The sequence below is a fragment of the Bacillus sp. FSL M8-0063 genome, assembly GCF_038005545.1.
GTDB classification, from domain to species: domain Bacteria; phylum Bacillota; class Bacilli; order Bacillales; family Bacillaceae_G; genus Bacillus_A; species Bacillus_A wiedmannii.
In genome coordinates this window covers 1,678,792-1,701,494 of sequence record NZ_JBBOTJ010000001.1, presented here as the reverse complement: position 1 = coordinate 1,701,494, position 22,703 = coordinate 1,678,792, and the positions used below count along the sequence as shown (strand labels likewise).

Genomic DNA, 22,703 nt, shown 5'->3' with positions numbered 1-22,703 from the left:
TTTAAGAAATTGTCGTGCAAGAGCCTGGGCCACCTGCGAAAGATAAACCACAGCTTCCTTGTTCGTTATATAAATCTGCAACTTGCTCGCGGTGAGATGTCGGGATGACGAAGCGATCTTTATATTTCGCGATAGCAAGAAGACGATACATATCTTCTACATCTTGTTTCGTTAAGCCAAGTTCTTTTAATACCGATTCATTTGGTTCTTTATTAATTTGCAATGCTCTCATATGTGTTCGCATAACAGCCATTTTTTTCAATGTAAGACGAATATGTGATTCATCTCCTGCAGTGAGTAAATTCGCTAAATATTGAATTGGAATACGCATATTATCAATAGCAGGGAAAATCTCTTCTGCTTGCCAGTTACTACCTTTCCCCTCCACCATGTTCATAATTGGGCTAAGCGGCGGGATATACCAAACCATCGGCATTGTACGATACTCTGGATGAAGAGGTAGAGCGATTTTCCAATCAATAATCATTTTATAGATTGGTGACTGTTGTGCCGCTTTAATCCATTCTTCAGGAATCCCTTGTTTTTTCGCTTCAGCTGCTACTTCTGGATCATTTGGATCTAGGAAAACAGTAAGCTGAGATTCATATAAATCTTTTTCATCTTCAACAGACGCCGCTTCTTTTACTTTGTCAGCGTCATATAGCATTACCCCAATATATCGAATACGTCCTACACATGTTTCCGAACAAATTGTTGGCATACCCGCTTCAATACGCGGGAAGCACATTGTGCATTTTTCAGCTTTATTTGTTTGCCAGTTAAAATACACTTTTTTATACGGACAAGAAGATACGCAAAATCTCCAAGCACGACATGCATTTTGATCTACAAGGACAATCCCATCTTCTTCACGTTTATACATCGCACCCGATGGACACGAAGATACACAAGATGGATTCATACAGTGTTCGCATATGCGCGGTAAATACATCATAAAGACATTTTCAAAATCCGTTTTAATTTCTTCTTCCATTTTCTTTACGTTCGGGTCTTGCAATCCTGTTATATGTCCGCCAGCTAAATCATCTTCCCAGTTTGGACCCCATTCAATTTTGTCGATAAATTCACCTGTAATTGCTGATTTCGGACGAGCAACTGGCTGATGCTTACGCTGCGGACTATTTGTTAACGTTTCATAATCATAGTTCCAAGGTTCAAAGTAATCATCAATTGTTGGTTGATCTGGATTGTGGAAAATATTCATAAGGCGCTTCATTTTTGAACCGGATTTCAGTTGAATTTCACCATTTTTCAATTCCCAGCCGCCTTTATATTTCTCCTGATCTTCCCATTGCTTCGGATAACCAATTCCCGGTTTCGTTTCTACGTTATTGAAGTACATATATTCAGCACCTGGACGATTTGTCCAGGTGTTTTTGCACGTTACACTACAAGTATGGCAGCCGATGCATTTATCTAGGTTCATTACCATTCCGACTTGTGCTTTAATCTTCAAGCCAATCTACCTCCTTCAGTTTGCGAATTACAACGTTTAAGTCACGCTGGTTCCCTGTTGGACCATAATAGTTAAATCCGTAGCTTAATTGGCCATATCCACCAATCATATGTGTCGGTTTCACATGAATACGGGTTGGACTATTATGCGTTCCTCCGCGGGTGCTTGTTAATTTCGTACCAGGCACGTTAATGTGACGATCTTGTGCATGGTGCATAAATGCCATTCCCCTTGGTATACGGTGCGTTACAACAGCACGTGCTACAACAACTCCGTTACGGTTAAAGCACTCAATCCAATCATTATCTGCAACGCCAGCTTCTGCAGCGTCCTCTTTATTCATCCAAACAGTTGGACCACCTCTAAATAGCGTTAACATCGGTAATGAATCGAAATACATACTATGAATTGACCACTTATTATGTGGTGTTAAATAGTTTAAAGTAATTTCTTTCCCTTCTACTTCAGGCCGTGATTTACGGAACGGCTTATGTTGCAGAATTGGTTTAAATGTTGCCATCGTTTCACCAAATTCTTTCATCATGTCATGATCTAAATAGAAAGATTGTCGACCAGTTATCGTTCTCCAAGGAATGAGACGTTCTACATTTGTAGTAAATGGTGAATAACGGCGTCCACCTTTTTCTGAACCTGTAAATGCTGGAGAAGTAATTACTGTTTTCGGCTGCGCTGTAATTTGTTCGAATGTGAAGCATTCTTCTTCACGTTCTTCTGCTAAATCACGTAGTTTTAAATCCGTTTGTTTTTCAAGTGCTTCCCATGCTTTTACAGCCATATGACCGTTTGTTGTAGAAGAAAGTGTTAATACCGCTTCAGCAGCATTAATTGCTTCTTTTATGTCTGGGCAACCTTTCGCAATAGAATCCGTTCGAACGACTCCTAATCGGCTCTTTAATTGCTCATATTCTTTTTCCGCAGACCAAGAAATCCCTTTCGTACCAATTGGCTGTTTTCCGGTATTTGGTCCTAGCGCAGTCATTTTGTCATAAATCGTTTTATAATCCCTTTCGACAACATGAATTTGTGGCATCGTTTTACCTGGGATCGGTTCACACTCACCTTTGCTCCAATCTTTAATCTTGCCAAGTGGTTGCGCTAATTCTTGTGGTGTATCGTGAAGAAGTGGTGTTGCAACAACTTCTTTCATTGGTTCAAGATCTATTTTCTTCGCTAAATCAGACACAGCTTTAGAAAGAGAAGTGAAAATGTCCCAGTCAGAGCGTGCTTCCCACGGTGAACCGATTGCTGGATTAAATGGATGTACAAATGGATGCATATCTGTACTACTTAAATCATGCTTTTCATACCAAGTTGAAGCAGGTAAGACGATATCAGAATAAAGCGCTGTTCCAGCCATACGGAAATCTAAATTAATGAGTAAATCTAACTTCCCTTCTGGTGCTTCTTCATGCCACTTTATTTCTTCTGGTCGTAACGAATCACTATCGTCATTCATTAATCCGTTCGTTGTACCTAACAAATGTTTCAAGAAATATTCATGCCCTTTACCAGAACTTGAAATTAAATTTGCACGCCATACGAATAAGTTGCGCGGGAAGTTATTTTTATTATCAGGATCTTCAATCGCAAATTTCAGTTCTTTATCTTTTAATTTTTGTGCAACGTATTTTCCGATTTCTTCTTGCGTTGTTGCACCAGAAGCAACAGCTTCTTTATATAATTCAATCCCATTTTTCTCGAATGTCGGATACGAAGGTAACCAGCCAAGTCGCGCTGCTAATACGTTGTAATCACCGTGATGTTGATAACGAGAGTTGCCTTCCACTGGTGATGCTAAATGTCCAACTGGTGTATCTTCATAGCGCCATTGATCTGTTACGAAATAGAAGAAAGATGTACCGTTTTGTAATTTTGGTGGCCCTTGCCAATCTTTTGCCATCGCGATTGTTTGCCATCCTTCTGCTGGACGTAATTTCTCTTGACCAACGTAATGCGCCCAACCACCGCCGTTTACACCTTGTGCCCCAACGAGAAGAACAAGATTTAAAACGGCGCGATAAATCGTATCAGAGTTAAACCAATGGTTAATACCAGCTCCGACAATAATCATTGAGCGACCATTTGTATCAACAGCATTTTGTGCGAACTCACGAGCGATTTGAGTAATAAGCTCTCGTTTCACTCCTGTCATTTTCTCTTGCCAAGCAGGAGTAAACGGTACATCATCATTGAAGTCTTTCGGCTCTTGTCCGCCAAGCCCTCGGTTCACACCGTAATTTGCTAACGTTAAGTCGTATACAGTTGTAACGAACACTTCGCCTTCTTCTGTCATAACCTTTTTCACTGGAATTGTACGTTCTAATATTGTATTTCCGTCATCAGAGAAGTATGGAATTTGCACCGTTTCAACACTATCTTCCATTCCAAGTAAAGATAGACGTGGTTCAATCTTTTCACCTGTTTCTTCATCTTCTAAACGTAAGTTCCATTTCTTTTCGTTATCCCAACGTGACCCCATTGTGCCGTGAGGTGTTGCAAAATCATTCGTGTTCTCGTTCCAAAGTACAGGTTTCCATTCTCCTAACTTCGTTTCGCGTCCAATATCAGAAGCGTTTAAGAAACGATCTGCAACGAATTGATTCCCTTTTTGTTTCAATGTGACGAAGAAAGGAAAATCAGTATATTGCTTCGCATACTTTGTGAAGTATTCCACTTGATTATCTACGTAAAATTCTTGTAAGATTACGTGCCCCATTGCCATCGCCAGTGCACCGTCTGTACCTTGTTTCACACTAATCCAATCATCCGCAAACTTTGTAGACTCAGCGAAATCAGGACTTACAGAAACAACTTTCGTTCCTTTATATCGAACCTCTGCTAAAAAGTGAGCATCTGGTGTTCTCGTCATCGGTACATTTGAACCCCATGTCATAATGTAACCAGAGTTATACCAATCACTACTTTCTGGTACATCTGTTTGATCACCCCAAATTTGCGGAGAAGCTGGTGGTAAATCTGCGTACCAATCATAGAAGCTAAGCATCGGTCCCCCCATAAGTTGCATAAAGCGACTACCAGCTGCATGACTTAACATCGACATAGCTGGAATTGGTGAGAAACCAACATTTCGGTCTGGACCGTATTTCATTACTGTGTATAGTAAAGAAGCTGAAACGAGTTGTAATACTTCATCCCAATTCGCACGAATGAATCCCCCTTTACCACGCGCCTGCTTATACGTACGTGCCTTTTCAGGGTTTTCCACAATGCTTTTCCAAGCGTCTAATGGTGACTCGTTATTTTGCAGTTCTTCTTGCCACATATTCCAAAGAACACCACGTACATATGGATATTTCACACGAAGCGGGCTATAAATGTACCAAGAAAAACTTGCTCCACGTGGACATCCTCGCGGTTCAAAATCAGGCATATCAGGACCTGTAGTCGGATAGTTAAGCTCTTGTCCTTCCCAAGTTACAATTCCATCTTTCACATATATATTCCAGCTACATGAACCAGTACAGTTCACGCCGTGTGTAGAACGAATTACTTTATCGTGCTGCCAACGCTTTCTGTACACATTCTCCCATTCGCGATCTTCATATGTTTCTTGTGTATGATTATCGTTATAACGATCTATTGGTGAAAAATATTTTAAACGTCTCATTAGTGCTGAAGGTTTCTTCTTCATACTGTTCACTCCTTTAATACGTCTCTCTTACATACCCTTACTATAAGAGAGGTTGTAAAATTCAGATGTGACATTTCGCACAGTTCAAGAGATTGTCAAAAATTCCGGAAAAAATATAAAAAAGTGAAAATCTAATCATTGTGGAGGGCTCACATCCTTCACTGACTGTTAAATTACTTCCTTGCTTCTAGCAAAGTTTAAGATGAAGTACAGATAATAATGAGCTTGCAAAAAATTTCTTATATAATAGAGGAAGTAATTTGGGAGTAGTTAAATTTGGTATACCTAAATCGTTAGAAGAGTTAATAAATAAAAATACAATACTTTAAATCCACCATATCAAGGGCAACTATCCTGAAAATAGTTGAACAAAAAACGCAAGGAAATCCATATGAATTGTCAGCAACTTGGATTGAATCAATAGAAGAATAAACCAAGAATGGCAGGATTTTAAGATAATAATACAAGGAGTATATTATGAAATTAGAACCGCTTTATGCAGAAAACATTATAGTAGCCGTCATATATAAAAATGAGTTTAGATGGTATGTAACAGATAAAGAACTATGGTTTTTAGATTATAATAAATTAGATAATGCATATAAAAATTTAGGTATAAGCATTGAAGATAATGACGAAACGGAAGAAAGAAATGGAATAAAAGTATTAGATCATGAAAATGTAGAAGTATTTTTAGTAAGGATTAATCAATATAAAACAACTAAAGAAGAATTAAATTATTTACTACTTGAAAATATTAAAAGGAAAAATGCAGGAGAAGATCTATTAGATTTTAGTCCAATCTTATTAATTAACTTTGATAATAAAATACTATATTCAATGTTTCCAGAACCGGCATCATACGAAAACTATGTACCAAAAGATTGGAGTGGTACATATGAAGATTTCACTGAATTCATACCTACATCAGAGAAATATTGGATAGATAAGTTTAATAATAATCTACTTTTACTATAATTTAAGTAGGAAATAGTGATGATAGTATAAGAATTTATTACCTTAATAGAGCTTATGAGATTAATAGAGAAGTAAATAGAGTCACTAAAGCCAGAAATAAAGGAGTAAAATAGTCATGAAATATCCATATAGTTTTGAAGTGCTTAACAGTAGTGATTTAGTTATGAGACTTCCTCAAGAAATTAAACTTGTTGAAACTTTTTTAGGAATTGAAGTTACATCTTTTGGAGATTGGATTTTAGAAGAAATACATAATGTTTTAAACGGAGAAAAAAATTATATAGTAGTAAATGGCAACATTTGCAGTTTAGAAATTCGGAACGACACAACTACTGTGTTAGACAATTTAGCCGAAGATGGTAAAGGAGAATATTGTGAGATTGAAACAATGGAATTGGTAGAATTAATTCATATTTGGTTAAATAAACGAAAAGAATATAAGAAAGATAAAAAATAAAGGAGTGTAATAATTTAAATAGCTGGCCTCTTCATGAGAAGTCGACTTTATTTTTTATTCATATACATTTTATTCACAAGGCGTATTAATATATGTTCCAAACTTTACGCGTAGGGTTTCCTACGCTATTTATTTTGCTCATTGAGGTCAATCTTTCCTTCTCCTCTTCTACTTTTACCGACGATACTATTCTATATCAAGACATATTTCACATAAAAAGAGAAATCATTATTTACCATATTGCCCTTAGTTACTGAAACAATTATACTAGATGTAACCAGAATAAATAATCTGAATATTCTTAGAATTAAAGGTAATAGTTTTATACTCGCACATAGAGAGGTACGTTCTATTTTTCACCAAATAGATTAGAAAACGATAATAACACATTAGGAGGATTACGATGCACCAGCTTGATTCATTACATCCCATTATAGAAAAAATAATCAACAATATTGAAAAATTAATGGTTGGAAAACGAAAAGAAACGATCTTAGCTTTGACAGCTCTCTTAGCTGAAGGTCATGTACTATTAGAAGATGTTCCTGGCGTTGGGAAAACAATGTTAGTACGTGCTCTTTCTAAATCTATTGATGCTGATTACAAGCGCATTCAATTCACACCTGATTTACTGCCGTCAGATGTAACAGGTGTTTCTATTTATAATCCGAAAGAGCTCCAATTTGAGTTCAAACCTGGACCAATCATGGGGAATTTTATACTTGCTGATGAAATTAATCGTACATCTCCAAAAACACAATCTGCCTTACTTGAAAGTATGGAAGAAGGCAATATTACAATAGATGGCAGGACAAGACCGTTACCAAAACCGTTCTTTGTAATGGCTACACAGAATCCGGTCGAATATGAGGGAACATACCCTTTACCAGAAGCACAGCTCGATCGTTTCTTATTAAAACTAAAAATGGGGTATCCTACACCAGAAGAAGAATTTGAAATTTTAAACCGGATGGAAAAAACAAATCCCATCTCCCATTTACAAGCTATTACAACAATAGAAGAATTACTTTATTTACAACAAAGCGTACGGGAAATAAGCATGGACAAAGCAATCAAGCATTACATTGTAAAGCTTGTTAGTCAGACTCGTTCTTATAGTTCTATACAACTAGGTGCAAGTCCACGTGGCTCGATTGCTTTAATGAAAGCTTCACAAGCTTATGCATTCATCCATGGCAGAAATTATGTTATTCCAGACGATGTTAAATTTTTAGCTCCTTACGTATTGGCTCACAGACTCATTCTAAAAATGGAGGCAAAATTTGAAGGGATAATAGGAGAACAAATTATTGCAAAAATCGTTGCACGAACTACCGTTCCGACTCAAAGGAAGATGAACCTTTGATGAAACGGATACTACGAGCACTCTATCATTTTACTAAGTTATCACTTATTCCGTTATGCCTAGTCTTAACATTTGTATACGCTATGCTTCAAGGAGGATTTGTAAGTTGGTTTTTGTTTTACAGTATGATTCCTATTGGACTTTATTCACTACTGCTTCCCTTCTATGCTTTACGGAACGCCGAGGTAAAACGAATAACAAATCAAGACGAATATGTAGCAGGAGAACCATTTTTAAGTACGATTACAATAAAAAGAAGTTTTCCTTTTCCCTTACTTTATTTAATTATAGAAGATGTACTGCCATCACAATTTACAAATTGTAAACAAACAAAGATGAATAAAGTAATACTCTTTCCAGGATTGAAACGAAATATTTCGTTTCAATATGCAATTGATACAATCCCTAGAGGAGAGCACTCTTTTTCAAGCGTACGTGTCAAAACTGGTGATTTATTCGGTATGATGGAGAAAGAAATAACTTTTTCAGTTCCAGATACATTTTTAGTCTATCCCCAGTATGTAGATATAACATATCGACAAATGGAAAATCATTTCGAACAAGGAGCACTTTCAGCAAATATAAATTTAGTAAAAGACTCTACCATTTCTGTCGGTGTGAGAGACTATAAACCTGGTGACCGCTTTTCATGGATTGATTGGAAAGCAACTGCCCGAACAAACAACATTATGACGAAAGAGTTTGAACAACAGCGCAGCCATAATATTATGATATTCATGGACAGAACCCCATCCCCTCTATTCGAATCAGTCGTCACATTTACTGCCTCTATTGTCAGGTCTGTCTTGAAGCAAAATTCACCTGCGTCATTCGTATCTGTCGGAAAAGAACGAACTTTTTTCCCTTTAGACAATGGAGATAGTCAGTTGCATCAAATCTTTTGTCATTTAGCGAAAGTACAAGCAGATAGTGTATTCCCGCTCTCCCGAAGTGTAGAAATGGAATTAAGAAAAATTTATGAGCCCGTCACGATTATACTCGTGACAAGCGATCTATCTCCCGATATTCAAAAGGCGGCTGACTATGCTGCTGTTAAAAATAGAAAATTAATGGTGTTTGTCGTAAAAGAAAAAGCAAATCAACTCTCACATCGAGAACTCAGTATTCTAGAAACTCTACAAAAACGAAAAATATTTGTAAAAGCGGTTTATGGAAACCAGTATACAAACGTGTTTTTTGAGGTGAACAAATGATAACATTCCAGGCAAAAAAACAATTGGATATGAATAGATTCTTTATGCATGCGTGTGCATTTTTACTTTTATTAGAATGGCTAAGGCCTCTTATAGGTATTACAAACGTAGGTAGATTAGATATTTTTGTAATATTTATAGGAATTTGCCTCACTCTCTCTTTTTTTCAAACAAGATGGCAGATTCCAATAAAGATCATCACGATTTTATTCATCATTCATTTCCTGTATTATAAAAATGCTTTTATAAATCCATCTTGGCTAACGAAATTTTTTACTGATATTTCTCGAAATTTCTCCCTGTTATTTCAGGGGAATTTACTAGATATCTCTCCAGTTTTTCCAACACTTTTATTTTTTTTATCATTTTGGTTTTTGAGTGCTTTCATCTCTTTTTGGATGATTCATAAAAAACGCGGTTTGTTATTTCTTATATTGACTATTATTTATATCACCGTTTTTCATAACTTACATTTATACAATGCAAACTACGCTATTATTCGTACTGTTGTCATCGGCTTTATTATGCTTAGTCTTCTTCGCATAGAACGAATAAAAGAGCTGGAACACTTACAAAATTATGCTAGAGAAATCTCAAAATTACTTAGACCTCTTACAGTATTTATTGTATTGTCAGCAACCATCGCATACTTCGCTCCAAAATTTGGTCCTCAATGGCCAAACCCAATGGATTTTTTAAAATTCAACACATCCGAAGCAAGTAAAAAACAAGAAGTTTCTAAAATTGGGTATGGTTTAGATGACTCGAGATTAGGCGGTCCTTTTAAGGCTGACCCTACAATTGTTTTCACAGCACAAACGCAAAATAAACAATATTGGAGAGTTGAAACGAAAGATTTTTATACCGGAAAAGGCTGGGAAATTTCTGAAAATCAAAAAAAGATTTCTTTTAAAAATAAAAACGACGTCGTGAGCTGGTACGAACAACATACAAAAACGGAAACAACTAAGGCAACAATCAACATGCAAAAAAGTTATCCTCACCTTACCTATCCAGCAGGGTTAATATCTGTTGAGGCTTCTTCTAATGTAGAATACAGCATTGACCCATTTACAGAAAAAATCTATACGATGGACGGAGACTCCTCTACTACTTTACATTCATATAAAGTAACGTATGAGATTCCCGAGTTTTCCATAGAAAAATTGAAAGCTGTAAAGACAAATGAAGGCCAAGAAACAAATCCTTATTTCATGACAAAATACACGCAACTTCCCGAATCATTACCGCAGCGAGTAAAAGACTTAGCTGCTAATCTAACAAATGATACAGACAACCGATATGATAAAGTATTAGCTATTGAAAACTACTTTACCGACCATTCTTTTGTATATGAAACAATGAATGTCTCGTTCCCTGCCAAAAACCAAGATTATGTTGATCAATTTCTTTTCGATACAAAAAGTGGCTACTGTAATAATTTTTCGACGTCTATGATCGTGTTACTTCGTTCTGCCGGTATTCCTGCTCGCTGGGTAAAAGGTTATACTGAAGGAACTCTTGATAATACGCTTGCCTCTGCAGAAGGTGAGGATGTTTATAAAATCGCGAACGATAACGCACACTCTTGGGTCGAAGTATATTTCCCTGGATACGGATGGATTCCATTCGAACCAACAAAAGGATTTACGAATCCCTATAATTTTACAAATAATACGCCTGCTCCTACTACACAAAATAGCGAAGAAACTAATTCTCAAAACGCGCAAATGCACAAAAGAAACAATGAAGCAAAGCTCAAAAGTTTAATAGAAGATACAGAAGAAACTCCTACTAAAAAGATTACAACTGCTAAAAATAGATTTTCTTGGTGGTACATATTCCTCTCTTCGATACTAATTAGTATTATAGGATACACTCTCTTCGCTACTAGAATGAAATGGATTACATTTTTTATCATTCTTTTCTATAAATACCGAAAAGATGATGCTGTTTATAACAAAGCTTATGGCGCACTTTTAAAACAATTTGCGCGAACCGGTATACCACGTGGGGAAAGTCAAACGTTCCGAGAATACGCTCTCCACATCGATACACTTTACAACTCGGCCGATATGCAACAACTTACTTTCAGTTATGAGAACGCTATGTATCAAAAAGGACAGGCTGCAGTAGAATGGAAAAAATCCGTACACTTATGGGAAATTCTTATGAAAAAAGCAGCTTCTCCGCCTAAATCAAATGACTTCCATTCAGCGATTTAATCTTGATAATGTGAGTTAAAAGAAAAAGCCTCAAAGAACAACATTGTTCTTTGAGGCTTTTTTTAATAAAGTGAAACTCCTAGTTATTCTCCAAGTACCTTCTCAATCTCAACCTCTAAATCCACCGGTTTCGTTTGTGGCGCAAAACGCCCTACTACTTTCCCGTCTTTTCCGATTAAAAACTTAGTAAAGTTCCATTTCACTGCTTTCATACCTAGTAAACCTGGTGCTTGTTCTGTCATGTATGTATAAAGCGGATGTGCCTTATCACCTTTCACATCAACCTTTGCAAACATCGGGAAATTTACACCGTAGTTTAATTCACAAAAACTAGTAATATCCGCTTCTGTACCTGGTTCTTGTCCTCCGAATTGGTTACAAGGGAAACCGAGTATTTCTAGTCCTTGGTCTTTATATTTATCATATACTTCTTGTAATCCTTTATATTGCGGTGTAAAACCACATTTGCTAGCTACATTTACAATAAGAAGTGCTTTTCCTTCGTAATCTTTTAACGATTTATCTTCTCCTGTTATCGTTTTAGCTGAAAAATCATAAATTGTCATTGTCCTTGCTCCTCTCTTCACTATCATTCTATGTTTATACTATACTACATTCATGAATATACAGCTCTTTTTACGTACTTACACCCTCAAATGATAGCGCTTTATTTCTGTTCGAAAATTCGACACAAACTACTAGACTTTTATGATGGAAAGTTTTACAATTAAATTGTGAACAAAATGTGACAGTTTATATTCCATTATAAAAGAAAAGGATGGTGTTCATTATGAAAACTGCACAACATGAAATGATTTCAAATCGCGAGTTTTATTTCGTACTATATATGATGTTATTGTATGTGATTGGCTGGGTAATCGATGTAAATGGTTTATTTTTAAGCTCCTACTTTAATTTAGCAGGAGAAATTATGCTTCCAATCGTTGGTGGCATAGTTGGACTGTTCGTTATGTCTATCAATAAAGAACAAACGAAATAACAACACTTTAAAAAGGCAGAAGACGAGCTTTCGTTTTCTGCCTTTTTCTATTTTAGCGTATAATAGAAACATGCAGTAACTAAGGAGTGGTAATGATGAAAAAAGTAGAGCAATTATCTTCTCACCTATATCTTATTGATGATTTCGATTTACAACATAACGAACGAACTGGTACGTACGTTTTATTAGGTGACGATATTACTTTAATTGAAACTTGTGCAGCCCCTTCTCTTCCGTATATTTTAGACGGCTTACAACAATTACATATTGATTTAAGCGATGTAAAAAACATTGTTGTTACACATGTTCATTTAGATCACGCCGGGGCTGCTGGTTTAATGATGGAAAAGTGTCCACATGCTACTTTATATGTGCATTCTCGCGGTGCTCGTCATATGATTGACCCAACAAAACTCATTTTAGGCGCAAAAGCTGTATACAAAGAAGATTTCGATAAACTATTTGATCCAATTCTTCCTATAGAAGAAAAACGTGTTCGTATTGTACAAAATGGTGATACGTTAAAAATTGCCGAAGACCGTACACTTACATTTTACGATACACCGGGACATGCTAAGCACCATATTAGCATTCACGATTCATTAACAAATGGCATTTTTACTGGCGATACAATAGGAATTTACTATAGAGAACTCGCAGACCTTGGTGTAGAACTATATTTACCATCAACGTCCCCTTCACAATTCCAACCAGATGCGATGATTGCTTCTAAAAATCATATTCAAAGTATGAATGTAGATACTATTTATTTCGGCCATTACGGTGCATCATCCAATGTTACAGAAGTATATAACCAACTGGAACATTGGTTACCTATTTTCGTTCATACTGGTAAAGAGGTCTTTGAACAGTATAATGATTTCGATGAGGCTACTAAAGCATTACAAACTGTATTAATGGATAAGATCTCTTCTCACCTTACAAAATTAAAGGTTCCATCAGATCATTCCGTTTATAACATTTTACATCTAGATATAGAAATTAGCGCGATGGGCATTATAGATTATTTCACGAAGCAAGAAAAAGTAAATTCCACTATTAAATAACCGTAAAAGAAGAGATATACAACGGTAGTTATTGTATATCTCTTCTTTTTTTGAATATATTTTGAGTAAAGGATGGTGGAATGTAATGCAAAAAGTGATGCTATATCTCTGCTTCACCTTATTTATCGTCTTATTATTATTTGTCGGAGTGAAAATTCAATTTTATTTAGATACAGACGCGCAGGTGAACTTTAACGTGTATCCAAGGTTATTCTACTTTACACTCTTCCCTCTTATAGTTGGCATTTTATTACGATTCCTTCAATCCATTAATCGCGAAACGAGTAAACAAAACTGGAGCTTTCAACCGGATAAATTTATCGCGCTTACGTTGCCTACGCTATTCATTTCCTTTTCTCCAGCTCTACTCTTTTCACCCGTTGGTGCATACCTACCTTATTTAGCTAATATTATTCTTATAAATACAACTTTTGTTACGATAATTAGTTTAATAGCTGGTTATTCCCTTTTAGATTGTTTTATACAAAAAGACAAGGAGAATAGTAAGGAATATAACTAAGTGATTTCCCACTTTTACTTTATTAAGCAAATCAAGATAATTATGCCCTGACTTGTATGCAAAAGAACTTAATGTTCAATTTTTAAGTGTCGTTGGTTATGGTAGTTTATTTATAAGTGCAATACTCCTTGTAAGAGTTGCTATATATGTGGTAAGGAAATTTATGTAATAACAAAACGAGTATGAAATCGCATAGATTTTATACTCGTTTTTTATTGTTCATATATTTAATTGACAATAGGAAATTTATGTTAAAATTAAGAAAGTCGTGCACTAAGTCAAAATATATTTCAAACAAGGGAGACTTATTATGAAATTAGGGACTTTCTCGTTTCTAACGTTTCTCGCAAGTATATGTTCTTTCTTTATTTTAAGAGGACCTCATGCAAATTTAACTTTAATTATTACGATTTTAGGCATACTTTCATTACTCGGAATTATTTTTGCGATCGCATCAAAAAATTGGTTATTCGGAATAGTTGGTACAGCATTAAATGCAGTAATATTAGTATTTGTATATTTCTTATTGCTAGCAAAAGGAATAGGTGGTTAATATATTTACGTTTCAATAAGAAAAGCTCACAGCTTAGGCTATGAGCTTTTTTATTTATCGCACCTTTTCATCTACATACTCCATAAACTGCTCTGCTTTCATAAACCTTTCTTTGTACGCCTCAGGTATATCTTCTACTTTTATTCCACCAGTCGATTTAGTCTTCACTCGTACTATTTCATGTGTCATTAAAGCTTCCATATAGCGATCAAACTCTTCTTTCGTTAATATTTCTTTACTAGATTTATGACCATTTAATTTATCAAAGTATGGTTGAAGGCCCATACTTACCTTTTTCATTTCTTCTCTTTTTTCTGGTGATAATTGATCATAATCAATATTACCGTTCGAATCCCCGTACGCAAGCTTTGCATTTGTTAATTTTTTTAGTTCTTTTGTAAATTCTTCATATTCCTTCGCACCCATTTCATCTTTCGCTTCTGATAATTTTGCATTAAAACGCATATATGTTTCTAACGTCATTGCTCCAGCATGTTTTTTTAAATTCTCAAACGATCCGTATATACCATCCGCCATAATAGATTGATACGCAAAACCAGTCGTTGGGAGTAAAAATGCTGCCGCAAGCACCCCTGCGATAAGGCGCTTCTTCCTTTTACTTCCCCCGCTCTTCATTTTTATTTGGACAATTACTTTTTCCTTTAACTCCGGCGGAGCAATAATCCCCTTCGCTTCTTCTTGTATAGATTCTCTAACTCTACAATCTAAGCTCATTTCACATTCCCTACCTCTCCTAAAAAGATTTCTTCTACTTGCTCTTTTTGACGTAGTTTCTTTAATGCCGCATGAATTCTAGACTTCACTGTACCGATTGGAATATGTAATATGTGTGCTACTTCTTCTTGAGTGTAATCGTGTAAGTATCTTAAGATAATAACTTGTTTCAATTTATACGGTAATTTATGAATGAGTTTGATTAGTTTTTGATTTGATATTTTACTTACAACATCATTAGAAAAATCAATTTGCACTGGTTTTCTTTGTTCTTCTGCTTTTTTTATAATGCGTAGTCGCATCCACCTCTTTCTTCTATAAGAGTGAATTTGTTTAATCGCAAGTCCAATTAGCCAAGGACGAAATAGCTTCTCACCATCATACTTACGAAGCGATTCATATAGTTGTATGTATATTTCTTGAACGACATCATCTACATCCGTTTTATCACCTATTAAAAAATGTGCTGTTTTATATACTTCTTGAATCGTTTTATCATACAATTCGCTATACGCTTCTTTATTGCCTGATAAAGTTAATTGGATTAAATCTGAATACACTGTTTCCCCCTTCATGTACCATCCCTCCTTTGTCCTACACTATATATTGGCAAGAAAACGATATTTCGTTCGATTTCTTTCAAAGTTTTTTCAAATAAATTAATATAATGATGCAATGACTTCATAAGCTTCACTTATAACCCTGCATAACAATTATATAATTTTCCAATTTCTAATAAAGATTTAAAATAATATATATATTCAAATTTAGGAGGATGTATATGAAAGCTATCATTGTAACGTCGTTCGGTGGTCCTGAAGTGATGAAATATACAGATGTGGATATGCCGACTATTTCAGAAGATCAAGTTTTGATTCGCGTTGTTGCTACTAGTATAAATTTCGCCGATATTAAATCCCGTTATGGTAAAAAAGGAAATACAGCACTACCTTTTATACCAGGGATAGATGCCGCTGGTATTGTAGAACGTGTCGGTTCTCAAGTGAAAAATATTTATCCTGGACAACGTGTCATTGCTTTTCCTCAAAATGGATCTTACGCAGAATACGTTTTCGCAAACGAAAACCTTACTTTCGTTTTACCTGATAACGTCGATTTTCAAACTGCAGCTGCTTGTCCGATTGTATCTTTTACAAGCTATAATTTACTCGCAAATGTTGCAAGGCTTCAACAAGGTGATTCTGTACTCATTCATGCAGCGGCTGGTGGAATTGGTACGACAGCAATTCAACTTGCAAAACGATTAGGGGCTGGAACAATTATCGGTACTGTTGGAAATGAAGCGAAAGGTAAAATCGCTTTAGATGCTGGAGCTGATTATGTTATTTGTCATCAAGATGAGGGTTTTGTAGAGAAAATCAATGCGCTGACAAATGGCGAAGGGGTCGATGTAATTTTAGATTCTATTTCTGGAACGGTTTCGGAAAGAAGTTTAAAATGTCTTGCTTATTACGGTCGCCTCGTTCATTTCGGTAATGCAAGCGGTGAAATTGGTAACTTTCAAACGAAAGATTTACACGCAAGTTGCCGCTCTATACTCGGTTTTAGCTTCGGCACTACACGAAAAAAACGTCCTGAACTCCTCCAAGAAACTGCAAATGAAGTTTTCCGCTATTTGCGTGACGGAAGTTTACAAATTAAAGCCACGAAATCTTTTCCACTTCAAGATGCAGGGAAAGCACATGAATGGGTCGAAAGTAGAAAAAGTACAGGGAAAGTAATACTAACTGTTCAGTCCTCTTCCTGAAATGAATACTTGAAACCGAGGTGTCATTCATGGGATCACGAATTATGCATGCTATTATCGCTAACAGGATTGCCGAGAAATTATCTATTCAAGATAAAACTTCTTTCATACTTGGAGGTGTGGCCCCTGATGCGGTTCATTCAGCAGAAGAAAAAGGAACTTCACACTTTTACGCTGGCACAACGAAAAACTATACGAGAAGGATAGATTTCAATTCTTTTTTTCAAAAATATAAAGCTCATATGGATTCCCCTTTTCTTCTTGGCTATTACACCCATCTCATTGCCGATGACAATTGGCTAAGTGGCTTTTTTCTACCATGGCTAAAAAATAGAATAGAAAATGACGAAACGATCGCACCTATGTACTATAACGATTTTAAATTGTTAAATGCAAAGTTGCTTCATCATTATGATACAGAACAGCAGCTCTTCTCTCTTCTCAACCAAGAGGCTCACATTGTGGATATTGAAGAAGTTTCTAAAGAAAACATATTAGCTTTTCGGAAGTATCTTTTTGAAGATATGTTGTATCCGGAGCAACATTTGCATGAAGACTTACAAGTATTTACGTTTAATCAAATCATTGGTTATATTGAGACAGCTATTGAAAAAGGCGTATTTTATATTAATCAACTCTCTAATGAAAAATCCACTTCAAACATGTAATCCCCCTCAATATATTTGAGGGGGATTTTCACATAGCAATATTATTATTTGTTCTTTTCCATAACCGCAAAATAATTGCCTTCACTATCAGCAAAGTTAAATACTTTACCAGAAGGCATAGTTACCATTTCACCAACAGTAACATTTTTATTTTTTAAATCTGTATATAATTGATCAAGATTTTCTGAGAAGAACATTAAAGATGGTGTACCAAGATTTAATTCTGGGCTCATCTTAGAAATAACTTCTTTGTTATGTAGTATGATACTCGTTTCTGCACCGTTAGTCGGAGCGATTTCAATCCATCTCATTCCTTGCTTGTTATCTTCCTCTGCAACTACATGAAACCCTACCTTTTCCGTCCAAAAATTTACTGCCTCATCTTGATTATTTACATACAACATAATTTGTCCAACTTTATGGATCATTTCATTTCCCCCTAATGGTTTTTATATTCTATGTAGGTTTCTACAGGTGCTACCGTTATTCCTTTTGAATTTATATGTACTTCTTTGCAAAATTTATCGACTGACTCATCCCATCCAATTCGTCAAAGTAATCATTTCTTTCAATCATGTTATATCCGTCGAATCTAATTTCATCTAATACCTTGAAGAATATATCGAAATCCACTTCACCATTTCCTGCTGCTACTTCTATATACTTACTCGAACTATCACTTTTTACTTCTTTACAATCTTTAATATGAGTTTGTACTATATAATCTTTTAATAGTAATAAACCTTCTACCGGATTTTCATTTACATTACTTATTAAATTTGCTGGGTCAAAGTTAACCGCTAGTCCTTTTGAATTTATATTTTCTAAAAATCTTTTTAACACTATCGCTTTTTCAGAACCAGTCTCAATTGCGAAAATCCCTCCAAATTTGAGTGCTAATTCCCCTATCTCATAACAAACTCGTTCCATTTTATTATAATACTCACTTTTTTCATCATCTGGAATTCCCCCGATATGAGCTGTTATTATCTTTGCTCCTAGATCCAAACCTCTGTCAGTAATGTATTTAAACTGATCTATTTCACTGTCAACTTCCGTTCCCACAATTCCATTTTCTCCAAAGCTAATTGCTAATGATGGAACCTTTATTCCATTAAAAGATAAGCTTTTCTTTAAAGTATTCCATTCTACCCTTGGAATATTAGCTAAGTTGAAGTTCTTATTCATAGCATATAATTGAATACATTCTACATTCCATTCTCTCGCCTTATTTATTCCTTCATTTACTTCAATATGTTTCGTATTTAAAAACATTCCTAATTTCCTATCCATATATGTACCTTCTTTTTATTATTTCGCATCAGTTTAATATTCGACTCTCTTTATATTACTTCCTTGTACAAAACTAAATGAGAAATAATTTACCTTTATCGATATTTCTTATAATATAGGTACATTTAAATTCCCTTTGTTATTGAATTACAAACAAAAAAGACGTAACTACAAATAGTTACGTCTCCCTAATTATTTATCTAGGTTTTTTCTTCCCAGTAAATGCTGGTTTCTTTTTCTTTGGTGCTTTCGGTTTCGTTTCTACAAATGATCCGTTGAACATTTCTTGCTTCGTAAACACGATACCTAATTTTTTTGCAAATTGAAGTAATTTACGCTCTTCTTGTTGTGTTACAAGAGAAACGACAGTTCCTTCTTTACCCATACGTCCTGTACGTCCTGAGCGGTGAATATATTGGTCTACTGTGTCTGGTAACTCCAAGTGGATTACATGTGTTAAATCATCGATATCTATTCCACGTGCTGCAATATCAGTAGCAAGTAGAATTTCTAATTTCCCGCTGCGGAAAGCACGCATCGTTGCTTCACGCTCTTGCTTACTTGCCTCTGAATGAAGAGCTGCTGCTTTCATTTTACGGAATTGCAATTTCTGAGTAATTTCATCTAAACGGAATGGGTCATTTAAGAAAGCAACAGCTTTTACATCGCCCATATGCATAATTCTTCTTACGTAATCATTTTTTTCGCGTCGCTCACAAATGATATACGTATGCTCAACTAGGCTTTTTGACTCTGCACGTGTTATACGTACTAATTGTGGTTCAACTGCTAAATCACGTGCAGCATCTTCTGCCGCTTTTGTAATTGTCGCCGAGAAGAATACTAATTGACGATCTCGCATTGTAGATTTAATTACATCTTGTACTGCGCCCATCATCTTTTGTTTTACAATTTGATCAAACTCATCAAATACAATCGTTTTTACTTCATGCATCTTTAGCTTTTTCATTCGAATTAATTCTAAAATACGTCCTGGTGAACCGACAATTACTCTCGGGTGTTTCTTTAATTTTTCAACTTGGCGCTTAATATCTGCACCACCAATTAAAGATGCCCCTGAAATTTCAGTCCCTGCTGTAAACTTTTGAACCTCTTCGTGAATTTGCATGACAAGCTCACGTGTTGGCGCTAAAACAACAACTTGTGGTTGTTTTACTTCAGGATTGATTTTATGTAAAAGGGGTAATAAGTACGCTAATGTTTTTCCTGTTCCAGTTGGAGATTCAGCTATAACGTCTTGTCCTTCTAAAATAGTTGGAATCGCTTGTTTTTGAATTTCAGTTAATTCTTTAAAACCAGCCTTCTCCCAAGCTTGTTGTAAAAATGGTTGCATATCTTTTATCATTTGTTTTTCTCCTTTATCTCTATTTTTGAAGAAAATGTTGTATTGTTCGCACCGTTTCTATCATGTGTGAAATAACAGCTATTAAATCATCAACATGGTCTTCTGTAATCGCTTTTTGAAATAGAACCTCTACCTTATTATGATATGAAATCGCTTGCTTATTATATTCGTATGAAATTTTCTGCGTAATCATTCTTTCTTTTCCCCATATAGAATGCATGAAAGTTTCAATTTCTTCACACACTACCTCTGGCTTTTCTATCGGGAATGAAAATGCTAACTTCATTTCACAACCTGGTGTAAATTGTGGTACTTCCAATATTTCACCAGACAAGTTCTTTGCATCTACAGATAGTGAAAATGTTGCTTTTACTACCGGTTCGAACGGTTCTGTTAATTGAAATGAAATATGGTATATACGACTTAATGAGGCAAGGTCCATCATATCTTTTCGATCTGTTACAAGAATATCTCCATGTAAATCAAAATCATAAACAGCACCTTCTACGATTACTTTTAAATTATCAAAAGCAGTTGGATCAAACATAATTTCCTCCAAAAAACAGGCGCCTTTCGATGGAAAGGCGCCACTTGATGTATATATAGTTTACAGATAAACGAGATGAATTACAACCTTTTAGAATAAACCTACTGCTTTTCCATCTTCATTTACATCCATTTGTAGTGCTGCTGGCTGTTTTGGAAGGCCTGGCATTGTTAACATTGTTCCTGTTAACGCAACGATAAACCCTGCACCAATAGATGGTTTTAGCTCACGAATTGTAACGATAAAGTCAGATGGACGACCTAATTTTGTTGCATCGTCAGAAAGAGAGTATTGTGTTTTAGCCATACAAATTGGTAGGTTACTCCATCCTTCTCCTTCATATTGAGCTAATTGCTTACGTGCTTTCGGAGCAAACTCAATATCTTTTGCACCGTACACCTTTTGAGCAATTGTACGAATTTTTTCTTCTAATGGTAATTCTAATTCATAAAGTGGTGCGTAGTTGTTCTCACCTTTTTCGATTTCTTTTAATACTTTTTCAGCAAGGTCAACTCCGCCTTGGCCACCTTTCTCCCAAACTTCCGTTAAGGATACTGCATAACCACGCTCATTGCACCACTCTTGTAAGTATGCAACTTCTGCATCTGTATCTGTAATAAATTTATTAATTGCAATTACGAAAGGTACACCGAAGCTTTGAATTGTTTCAACATGCTTCTGTAAGTTTTCCATACCTTTTGCTAATGCGTCTACATTTTCTTCTTTTAATTGATCTTTTGCTACGCCGCCATGCATTTTAAGCGCACGGATCGTCGCAACAATAACAACTGCTTCTGGTTTAATGCCAGCAGCACGAGCTTTAATATCTAAAAACTTCTCTGCACCTAAATCAGCACCAAATCCAGCTTCTGTAATAACATAATCACCTAATTTTGCGGCCATTGTTGTAGCGATAACACTGTTACAACCGTGAGCGATATTCGCAAATGGTCCACCGTGAATGATAGCTGGTGTATTTTCTAACGTTTGCACTAAGTTTGGTTTTAATGCGTCTTTTAATAATAATGTTAACGCACCTTCTACACCTAAATCTTTAACCGTTACAGGTTGATTTGCAAAGTTATAAGCAACTACGATGCGAGATAGACGCGCTTTTAAATCTTGAATATCTGTTGCAAGGCAGAATACGGCCATAATTTCAGATGCCACTGTAATATCGAAACCGTCTTCACGTGGTACACCTTGAACTGGTCCACCAAGACCAATTACTACGTTACGTAGGGCACGATCATTTAAGTCAACACAGCGTTTCCAAACGATTTTACGCGTATCAATCCCAAGTGTGTTTCCTTGTTGGATATGATTATCAATAAACGCCGCTAACGCGTTATTAGCAGTTGTGATCGCATGAATATCTCCAGTAAAGTGAAGGTTAATGTCTTCCATAGGTACAACCTGTGAAAAACCACCACCTGCTGCTCCGCCTTTTAGTCCCATCGTTGGTCCAAGAGATGGTTCGCGAAGTGCAATTACTGTTTTCTTACCAATTTTATTAAAAGCTTGACCTAAACCAACTGTTACTGTTGATTTACCTTCTCCAGCTGGAGTTGGGTTAATCGCTGTTACTAAAACAACTTTACCGTCTTTCTCATCCTGTAAGCGCTTAAAAATGTCAAGAGATAACTTACCTTTATAATGTCCGTATGGCTCTAATTCATCTTCTAAAATATTTAATTCAGCTGCAATTTCTTGAATCTTCTTCATACTCGCTTCTTGTGCGATTTCAATGTCGGATTTAACTGTTGTAGTAGTTGTCATATACCCTAGTCCCCCTT

The 22,703-nt window shown here is 35.7% G+C and carries 21 protein-coding genes; 11 read left to right on the top strand and 10 right to left on the bottom strand.

All coding sequences use genetic code 11. The features are described from left to right. Nucleotide 1: 1 nt before the first annotated feature. Nucleotides 2–1,477: a nitrate reductase subunit beta gene (narH, locus tag MKX31_RS08625; protein WP_048561721.1), complete on the bottom strand. Its 1,476-nt coding sequence runs from the start codon at nt 1,475–1,477 to the stop codon at nt 2–4. After that, on the bottom strand, nt 1,467–5,150 hold the full coding sequence (locus MKX31_RS08620; RefSeq protein WP_064473977.1) for a nitrate reductase subunit alpha: 3,684 nt from the start codon (nt 5,148–5,150) through the stop codon (nt 1,467–1,469). The genes narH and MKX31_RS08620 overlap by 11 nt, the downstream gene beginning before the upstream one ends. Nucleotides 5,151–5,627: 477 nt before the next feature. Between MKX31_RS08620 and MKX31_RS08615 the strand changes: the two genes are divergently transcribed. From MKX31_RS08615 to MKX31_RS08595, 5 genes are all read left to right on the top strand, one after another. Beyond that, on the top strand, nt 5,628–6,128 hold the full coding sequence (locus MKX31_RS08615) for a hypothetical protein (RefSeq protein ID WP_044797210.1): 501 nt from the start codon (nt 5,628–5,630) through the stop codon (nt 6,126–6,128). A 115-nt stretch (nt 6,129–6,243) separates the two neighbouring features. Next, a complete protein-coding gene (locus MKX31_RS08610) occupies nt 6,244–6,585 on the top strand; it encodes a hypothetical protein (RefSeq protein WP_064473978.1) in 342 nt (113 codons plus the stop codon). 403 nt (nt 6,586–6,988) lie between these two features. Continuing rightward, nucleotides 6,989–7,951: an AAA family ATPase gene (locus MKX31_RS08605; protein WP_098110835.1), complete on the top strand. Its 963-nt coding sequence runs from the start codon at nt 6,989–6,991 to the stop codon at nt 7,949–7,951. Further along, nucleotides 7,951–9,165: a DUF58 domain-containing protein gene (locus MKX31_RS08600; protein WP_064473980.1), complete on the top strand. Its 1,215-nt coding sequence runs from the start codon at nt 7,951–7,953 to the stop codon at nt 9,163–9,165. The genes MKX31_RS08605 and MKX31_RS08600 overlap by 1 nt, the downstream gene beginning before the upstream one ends. Beyond that, on the top strand, nt 9,162–11,390 hold the full coding sequence (locus MKX31_RS08595; RefSeq protein WP_064473981.1) for a transglutaminase TgpA family protein: 2,229 nt from the start codon (nt 9,162–9,164) through the stop codon (nt 11,388–11,390). The genes MKX31_RS08600 and MKX31_RS08595 overlap by 4 nt, the downstream gene beginning before the upstream one ends. Nucleotides 11,391–11,473: 83 nt before the next feature. Here the strand turns inward: MKX31_RS08595 and bsaA are convergent, their stop codons facing one another. After that, a complete protein-coding gene (bsaA, locus tag MKX31_RS08590; protein ID WP_064473982.1) occupies nt 11,474–11,956 on the bottom strand; it encodes a glutathione peroxidase in 483 nt (160 codons plus the stop codon). 224 nt (nt 11,957–12,180) lie between these two features. Here bsaA and MKX31_RS08585 point away from each other — a divergent pair, with 224 nt between their 5' ends. From MKX31_RS08585 to MKX31_RS08570, 4 genes are all read left to right on the top strand, one after another. Beyond that, a complete protein-coding gene (locus tag MKX31_RS08585) occupies nt 12,181–12,390 on the top strand; it encodes a DUF3925 family protein (RefSeq protein ID WP_064473983.1) in 210 nt (69 codons plus the stop codon). A gap of 95 nt (nt 12,391–12,485) precedes the next feature. After that, nucleotides 12,486–13,457, top strand: a complete 972-nt coding sequence (locus MKX31_RS08580; protein WP_064473984.1) for an MBL fold metallo-hydrolase — start codon at nt 12,486–12,488, stop codon at nt 13,455–13,457. 85 nt (nt 13,458–13,542) lie between these two features. Beyond that, nucleotides 13,543–13,977, top strand: a complete 435-nt coding sequence (locus tag MKX31_RS08575; RefSeq protein WP_048561713.1) for a hypothetical protein — start codon at nt 13,543–13,545, stop codon at nt 13,975–13,977. A 310-nt stretch (nt 13,978–14,287) separates the two neighbouring features. After that, the gene (locus MKX31_RS08570; RefSeq protein ID WP_002065089.1) at nt 14,288–14,530 is read left to right on the top strand and encodes a hypothetical protein; all 243 of its coding nucleotides are present in this window, start codon (nt 14,288–14,290) and stop codon (nt 14,528–14,530) included. Between the two features lie 54 nt (nt 14,531–14,584). On the opposite strand, the gene MKX31_RS08565 is transcribed toward MKX31_RS08570, so the two are convergent. Both MKX31_RS08565 and MKX31_RS08560 read right to left on the bottom strand, forming a co-directional pair. Next, on the bottom strand, nt 14,585–15,265 hold the full coding sequence (locus MKX31_RS08565; protein ID WP_064473985.1) for a DUF3600 domain-containing protein: 681 nt from the start codon (nt 15,263–15,265) through the stop codon (nt 14,585–14,587). Continuing rightward, complete coding sequence (locus MKX31_RS08560; protein WP_340980580.1) at nt 15,262–15,840, bottom strand: sigma-70 family RNA polymerase sigma factor; 579 nt, start codon at nt 15,838–15,840, stop codon at nt 15,262–15,264. Before MKX31_RS08560 ends, MKX31_RS08565 begins: the two co-directional genes overlap by 4 nt. Nucleotides 15,841–16,046: 206 nt before the next feature. Between MKX31_RS08560 and MKX31_RS08555 the strand changes: the two genes are divergently transcribed. Both MKX31_RS08555 and MKX31_RS08550 read left to right on the top strand, forming a co-directional pair. Next, nucleotides 16,047–17,033 carry a quinone oxidoreductase family protein gene (locus MKX31_RS08555; RefSeq protein WP_340980578.1) on the top strand — a complete coding sequence of 329 codons (987 nt, stop codon included), beginning with the start codon at nt 16,047–16,049 and terminating at the stop codon, nt 17,031–17,033. Between the two features lie 29 nt (nt 17,034–17,062). Further along, on the top strand, nt 17,063–17,701 hold the full coding sequence (locus tag MKX31_RS08550; protein ID WP_061672518.1) for a zinc dependent phospholipase C family protein: 639 nt from the start codon (nt 17,063–17,065) through the stop codon (nt 17,699–17,701). A 44-nt stretch (nt 17,702–17,745) separates the two neighbouring features. Here the strand turns inward: MKX31_RS08550 and MKX31_RS08545 are convergent, their stop codons facing one another. From MKX31_RS08545 to MKX31_RS08525, 5 genes are all read right to left on the bottom strand, one after another. Continuing rightward, nucleotides 17,746–18,129 carry a VOC family protein gene (locus MKX31_RS08545; protein ID WP_064056645.1) on the bottom strand — a complete coding sequence of 128 codons (384 nt, stop codon included), beginning with the start codon at nt 18,127–18,129 and terminating at the stop codon, nt 17,746–17,748. Nucleotides 18,130–18,199: 70 nt separating this feature from the next. Continuing rightward, entirely contained in the window at nt 18,200–18,994 is a 795-nt protein-coding gene (locus tag MKX31_RS08540) for a sugar phosphate isomerase/epimerase family protein (RefSeq protein ID WP_064473987.1), read from the bottom strand. 196 nt (nt 18,995–19,190) lie between these two features. Beyond that, nucleotides 19,191–20,360 (bottom strand): DEAD/DEAH box helicase, encoded by a 1,170-nt coding sequence (locus MKX31_RS08535; protein WP_000588609.1) that lies wholly within the window; start codon nt 20,358–20,360, stop codon nt 19,191–19,193. Nucleotides 20,361–20,379: 19 nt separating this feature from the next. Next, the gene (locus MKX31_RS08530; RefSeq protein ID WP_000460226.1) at nt 20,380–20,907 is read right to left on the bottom strand and encodes a hypothetical protein; all 528 of its coding nucleotides are present in this window, start codon (nt 20,905–20,907) and stop codon (nt 20,380–20,382) included. Between the two features lie 90 nt (nt 20,908–20,997). Then, entirely contained in the window at nt 20,998–22,686 is a 1,689-nt protein-coding gene (locus MKX31_RS08525) for a formate--tetrahydrofolate ligase (protein WP_046953671.1), read from the bottom strand. Nucleotides 22,687–22,703: the final 17 nt, after the last annotated feature.